Raw genomic sequence first — 5,802 nt, 5'->3', positions numbered from 1 at the left:
CCGGCTGCGCGAGGCCGTCGCCGACCGGCTCCGGCGGGCCGAGGCCACCGCCACCCCGCCCGGCGGAGTGGACGCGGCCGCCCGCGCGGTCGTCGCCGCCTACGACGGCGTCACCGTCCAGCTTCTGCTGGACAAGGACGTCGACGCCGCCCGCGACTGGCTGAAACACCTGCTCACGCCCCTGCTGTCCGGCAGCGGCGACCCGGAATGAACGCTGGAAGGAAGGGCGAGGACTCCATGGACGCGGACGTCATAGTCGTGGGAGCGGGGCTGGCCGGCCTGGTCGCGGCGCACGAACTCACCAGCCGGGGCCGGAAGGTGGCCCTGCTGGACCAGGAGAACGCCGCCAACCTCGGCGGCCAGGCGTTCTGGTCCTTCGGCGGCCTCTTCCTGGTCGACTCGCCCGAACAGCGCCGCCTCGGCGTCAAGGACTCCCTCGACCTCGCCTGGAACGACTGGCGGGGCAGCGCCGGCTTCGACCGGATCGACGACGAGGACTCCTGGGCGGTGCGCTGGGCCCGCGCCTACGTCGAGTTCGCGGCCGGGGAGAAGCGGTCCTGGCTGCGCGGCCACGGCATCGAGCTGCTGCCCACCGTCGGCTGGGCCGAGCGCGGCGACCTGCGCGCCGACGGTCACGGCAACTCCGTACCCCGTTTCCACGTCGCCTGGGGGACCGGCACCGGGGTGGTCGAGCCCTTCGTGCGGTACGCCCGGCAGGCGGCGCGGGACGGGCTGCTGACCTTCCACCACCGGCACCGCGTCGACGAGCTGCTCATCGACGGCAGCACCGCGCGCGGGGTACGCGGCACCCTGCTGGCTCCGGACGACGCGCCGCGCGGTGTGGCCTCCAGCCGGGAGACGGCCGGGGAGTTCGAACTGACCGCGCAGGCCGTCGTCCTCACCACCGGCGGCATCGGCGCCAATCACGACATCGTCCGCCGCTACTGGCCCGAGCGGCTCGGCACGCCCCCGGCCGACATGGTCACCGGCGTCCCCGCCTACGTCGACGGCCGCATGCTCGACATCAGCGCGGAGGCCGGAGTACGCCTGGTCAACCGGGACCGCATGTGGCACTACACCGAAGGCCTCGCCAACTGGGACCCCATCTGGCCCGGCCACGGCATCCGCGTCCTGCCCGGCCCCTCCTCCATCTGGCTCGATGCGCGCGGCCGTCGCCTGCCCGACCCCTGTCTGCCCGGCTACGACACGCTGAGCACCCTGCGCCATCTGCGCACCACCGAGGACATCGCGGGCCACGACCACTCCTGGTTCGTCCTCACCCGGAAAATCATCGAGAAGGAGTTCGCGCTCTCCGGTTCCGAGCAGAACCCCGACATCACCGCCAAGGACCGCAAGGCCGTGCTCCGCGACCGGGTGCTGGGCAAGGGCGCGCCGGGGCCGGTGCGGGCGTTCCTGGACAAGGGCGAGGACTTCGTCACCGCCGGCACCCTGGAGGAACTGGTGGCCAGGATGAACGGCCTCACCGGCGAGGCCCTGCTGGACCCGGCCGAGGTGCGCCGCCAGATCGAGGCCCGCGACCTCCAGATGGCCAACCCCTACAGCAAGGACTCCCAGGTCCAGGGCATCCGCAACGCCCGCCGCTACATCGGGGACCGGCTCGGCAGGGTCGCCGCCCCGCACCGCATCCTCGACCCGGGGGCGGGCCCGCTGATCGGGGTCCGGCTGCGCGTGCTGACCCGCAAGACCCTCGGCGGCATCCAGACCGACCTCGACTCCCGCGCCCTGGGTCTCGACGGCAGTCCGGTCGACGGGCTCTACGCGGCCGGTGAGGTGGCCGGCTTCGGCGGGGGAGGGGTGCACGGGTACAACGCGCTGGAGGGCACCTTCCTCGGCGGCTGCCTGTTCTCCGGCCGCGCCGCGGGCAGGGCGGCGGCCCGGCAGACCGGCTGAGGCGGCACGACCGGGCCCCCGGCGGTCTGCTCCGGCAGGGTGCCGAGGGCCCTCGGGGGCGGTCGGCTCCCCGTCGGCGCGGTGCCCCTGAGCGGAGGACAGCCGGGGGTCCGGCGCCCTAGTCTGTGGCGGAGCGATCATCGTCGTCCCGAAGGAGCGCACGTGACGTCCTCCCGCCGCCCGGCCGCACGACGCCGCACCGCCCTCCTCGGGCGCGAGACGGTCCTCGCCACGGTCCCCCTCGCGATCGCCGCCCTCCTCGGCGCCGCCGCTCCGCTCGGCTCCGGCGCCACCGGAGCACCGGGCGCCGGCGACCCGTACTTCCCGCTGAGCGGCAACGGCGGCTACGACGTACGCCACTACGACCTCACGCTCGGCTACGACACGGCCGGCCGGCACCTGGACGGCACCGCCGTCCTCACCGCCCGTGCCACCCAGCGCCTCAGCCGCTTCGACCTGGACCTGAGCGGCCTCACGGTGACCTCCGTGCGCGTAGGCCGCGAGGACGCCCGCTTCACCCGCAACGGCCAGGAACTCGTCATCACCCCGAAGAGCACCCTGCGCGACGGGCAGGAGTTCAAGGTCACCGTCCGCTACAAGGGCACCCCCAAGCCGGTCACCGACCCGGACGGCTCGACCGACGGCTGGATTCCCACCGATGACGGCGCCTTCGTCGCGGGCCAGCCGCAGGGCGCCATGACCTGGTTCCCGGCGAACAACCACCCGCTGGACAAGGCGTCGTACGACTTCACCATCACCGTCCCCGAGGGCCGTACCGCCGTCGCCAACGGCGTGCTGCGCGGGCAGCGCACCGAGCACGGCCGCACCACCTTCCGCTGGCACCAGGCCGAGCCCATGGCCGCCTACCTCGCCACCGCCACCGTCGGCACCTTCACGGTCCGGCGCGGCACCCTGCCCGGCGGCGTCCAGCTCTACGACGCCGTCGACCCCAGGGAGGCCCGAGCCGCCGACCCGGTGATGAAGAAGCTGCCCTCGGTGCTGAAGTGGGAGGCCGGACTGTTCGGCCCCTACCCCTACCGCGCGGCCGGCTCGATCGTCGACCACGCCCCGGACGTCGGCTACGCCCTGGAGACCCAGACCCGGCCGGTGTACGCCTCGGCGCCCGACCTGGACACCCTCGTGCACGAGACCGCCCACCAGTGGTTCGGTGACTCCGTCTCGCTGACGAAGTGGCAGGACATATGGCTCAACGAGGGCTTCGCCAGCTACGCCGAGTGGCTCTACGAGGAGCAGCACGGCGGCGACAGCGCCCAGAAGACCTTCGACCGCCTGTACGCCCGCCCCGCCGACAACAAGCTGTGGGCCTACCCGCCCGGCAACCCCGGCGACGGCGGCAAGATCTTCGGCGACCCCGTCTACGACCGGGGCGCGATGGCCCTGCACCAGGTGCGCAAGACCGTCGGCGACCGCGCCTTCCTGCGCATCCTGCGCGCCTGGGCCGCCCAGCACCGCGACGGCCACGGCACGACCGAGCAGTTCACCCGGCTCGCCGAGAAGGAGTCCGGCAAGAAGGTCGCCCCGGTGCTGCACACCTGGCTCTACACCAAGGGCAAGCCGAGGACCGCCTGACGGTCACTGCTCCCGCAGCCCCCACGGGGAGCCGTACGCGGTCAGCAGATCGAGGAAGGGGCGGGCGGGGAAGGCCTCCGGGCCCAGCACGCCCGCCCCCGACCAGGCGCCGGTGGCGAGGAGTTCGAGGGCGACCACCGGGTTCACGGCCGTCTGCCAGACCACGGCCTGGGAGCCGTACTCGGCCATCGACCACTCGTTGTCGACCACGTGGTAGAGGTACACCTCACGCGGCGCCCCGTCCTTGGTGCCCCGGACCCAGGTGCCCGCGCAGGTCTTGCCGCGCATCCGGTCGCCCAGCGTCGCCGGGTCGGGCAGCCCGGCGGCCACCACGTCACGCGGCGAGACCGCCACCGGACCGTCCGGACCCGGCACGGTCACCGGAACGGTGCGGTCCAGGCCCAACTGGTGCAGCGTGCGCAGCGTGTCGGTGAACTCGCGGCCCAGCCCGTACTTGAAGGTGACCCGCCGTGCGTCCGTCCAGCGCGGTATCAGCAGCACCTCCTCGTGCTCGACGTTCACGCACTCCACCGGGCCGATGCCCTCGGGGAAGTCGAACACCTCCGGCTCGCTGAACGGCTCGGTGGTGAACCAGCCGCGCCCCTCCTCGTACACCACCGGCGGGTTCAGGCACTCCTCGATCGTGGTCCAGATGCTGAAGGAGGGCGCGAAGTCGTAGCCCTCCACGGTGAGGTTGGCGCCGTCGCGGACGCCGATCTCCTCGATGGTGTCGAAGAGTTCGTCCGCCGCGTACCGGGCGAACACGTCGGACAGGCCGGGCTCCACGCCCATGCCCACCAGCGCCAGCGCGCCCGCGCGCTCCCAGTCGGCGGCGAGCGCGAACTGCTCGTCGCCGAGCTTCACCCCGCACTCCTCGTACGGGCGCTCCGGGTGCGGCCGGGACAGCGACATCGCCATGTCGACATAGGTGGCCCCGGCCTCGCGGGCGGCCCGGAACAGCGGCATCACGAATCGGGGGTCGGTGGCGTTCAGCAGCACGTCGCAGCCGTGCCGGGCGAGCAGCCCGGCGACCGCCGCCTCGTCGGCCGCGTCCACCCGCTCGGGTACGAACCGGTCCGCGTCCGCGCCGAGGGCCGCGACGGCCGCCTCCGCGCGGGCGGGGTCGTAGTCGGCCACCACCATCAGGTCGAAGAACGGACGGCGGGCCGCGATCCGGGTGACGGCGGTGCCCACACCACCGGCGCCCACGAGCAGTACACGCATGACGGAAACTCCCTGCCTGACACGGACGGAAAACGAGAACGGGACAGGCGCGCCTTGCCGTGAATCCAACGCCCCGCGGCGCGTTAAGGTCAATGGCGTTGGCATAAGGACCGTAAGGACCGCAGAGAGGGGGCCCCGTCGTGCCCAAACCCGTCGTGCCCGAAGAGAAGCGCCGCAGGCGCCGGCCCACCCGCAGCGGCACCGTGCTCACCGAGGAGCTGATCGTCACCACCGCGCTGCGCCTGCTGCGCGAGCACGGCAGCGCCGGACTCACCGCGCGCCGCCTCGGCCTCGCCCTGGACTGCGACCCCAGCACCCTCTACCGATACTTCCGGGGCATGGACGACCTCACCCTGGCCATCGGGGACGCCCTCATCGGCCAGGCCCTCGACGGCTGGCGACGCACCGGCCGCTGGCGCGCTGACCTGCGCGCCATCGGCACCCGCATCCACGCCGCCTACGTCGCCCACCCACAGGCGGCGCTGCTCACCGTCAGCCGGGTCACCGGCCGCGCGCATGAACTCGCCGTCGACGAGGCGGTCCTCGACGTGCTCGCCCGCGCCGGGTTCCCGCTGCCCGACGCGGTACGGGTCTACCACGCCTTCATCGACCAGACCCTCGCCTTCGCCGCCCTGGACGCCGCCACCCTGGCCCTGCCCAGCGCCTCCCAGCGGGCCGACGAGGACCAGTGGCACTCCACCTACGCCCGGCTGCCCCGCTCCACCCACCCGCGCATCGCCGAGGCCGCCCCGCTGCTCGCCCGGCAGATGGTGCACAGCGCCTACCCGACCGCGCTGGAGATGCTGCTGGACAGCGCCGCCGCCCGGCTCAGCGGCGCAGCGCCCGCGCCGCCGTCGCGCTGACCGCCTCGGCCAGCGCCGCAAGCGCAGGGGAGTCCAGCCGCCACTGCTGCCAGTACAGCGCCACGTCCAGCCACCCCGCCGCCAGCGGCACGACCCGGCCCGCCGCCAGCAGCGGCTCCGCCTGCGACTCGGGGACCATCCCCCAGCCGAGTCCGCGCGCCACCGACTCGGCGAACCCCTCCGAGGTCGGCACGTAGTGCCGCACCGGGCCCGC

The 5,802-nt window shown here is 73.6% G+C and carries 5 protein-coding genes and 1 pseudogene; 4 read left to right on the top strand and 2 right to left on the bottom strand.

The annotated features are described in order from the left end of the window. The 3 genes and pseudogenes from GT030_RS33300 to GT030_RS33290 all read left to right on the top strand — a co-directional run. Positions 1-211 (top strand): annotated as a pseudogene (locus tag GT030_RS33300) (TetR family transcriptional regulator); the annotation flags it as partial. A gap of 26 nt (positions 212-237) precedes the next feature. After that, entirely contained in the window at positions 238-1,911 is a 1,674-nt protein-coding gene (locus GT030_RS33295; protein ID WP_161204261.1) for an FAD-binding dehydrogenase, read from the top strand. Positions 1,912-2,073: 162 nt separating this feature from the next. Next, entirely contained in the window at positions 2,074-3,501 is a 1,428-nt protein-coding gene (locus GT030_RS33290; RefSeq protein ID WP_161204260.1) for a M1 family metallopeptidase, read from the top strand. Between the two features lie 3 nt (positions 3,502-3,504). Here the strand turns inward: GT030_RS33290 and GT030_RS33285 are convergent, their stop codons facing one another. Then, entirely contained in the window at positions 3,505-4,725 is a 1,221-nt protein-coding gene (locus tag GT030_RS33285; protein WP_161204259.1) for a saccharopine dehydrogenase C-terminal domain-containing protein, read from the bottom strand. A gap of 140 nt (positions 4,726-4,865) precedes the next feature. On the opposite strand from GT030_RS33285, the gene GT030_RS33280 reads away from it, so the two are divergent. Then, positions 4,866-5,588: a TetR/AcrR family transcriptional regulator gene (locus GT030_RS33280; protein WP_161204258.1), complete on the top strand. Its 723-nt coding sequence runs from the start codon at positions 4,866-4,868 to the stop codon at positions 5,586-5,588. On the opposite strand, the gene GT030_RS33275 is transcribed toward GT030_RS33280, so the two are convergent. Next, positions 5,554-5,802 (bottom strand): LysR substrate-binding domain-containing protein (locus tag GT030_RS33275; protein ID WP_237522997.1); only part of this gene is annotated, 249 nt, incomplete at its 5' end. The genes GT030_RS33280 and GT030_RS33275 overlap by 35 nt on opposite strands.

This window comes from Streptomyces sp. SID1328, assembly GCF_009865595.1.
GTDB lineage: Bacteria > Actinomycetota > Actinomycetes > Streptomycetales > Streptomycetaceae > Streptomyces > Streptomyces griseoluteus.
Note: the sequence above shows the minus strand (reverse complement) of the source record. Positions and strands in the feature narration are given on the sequence as shown.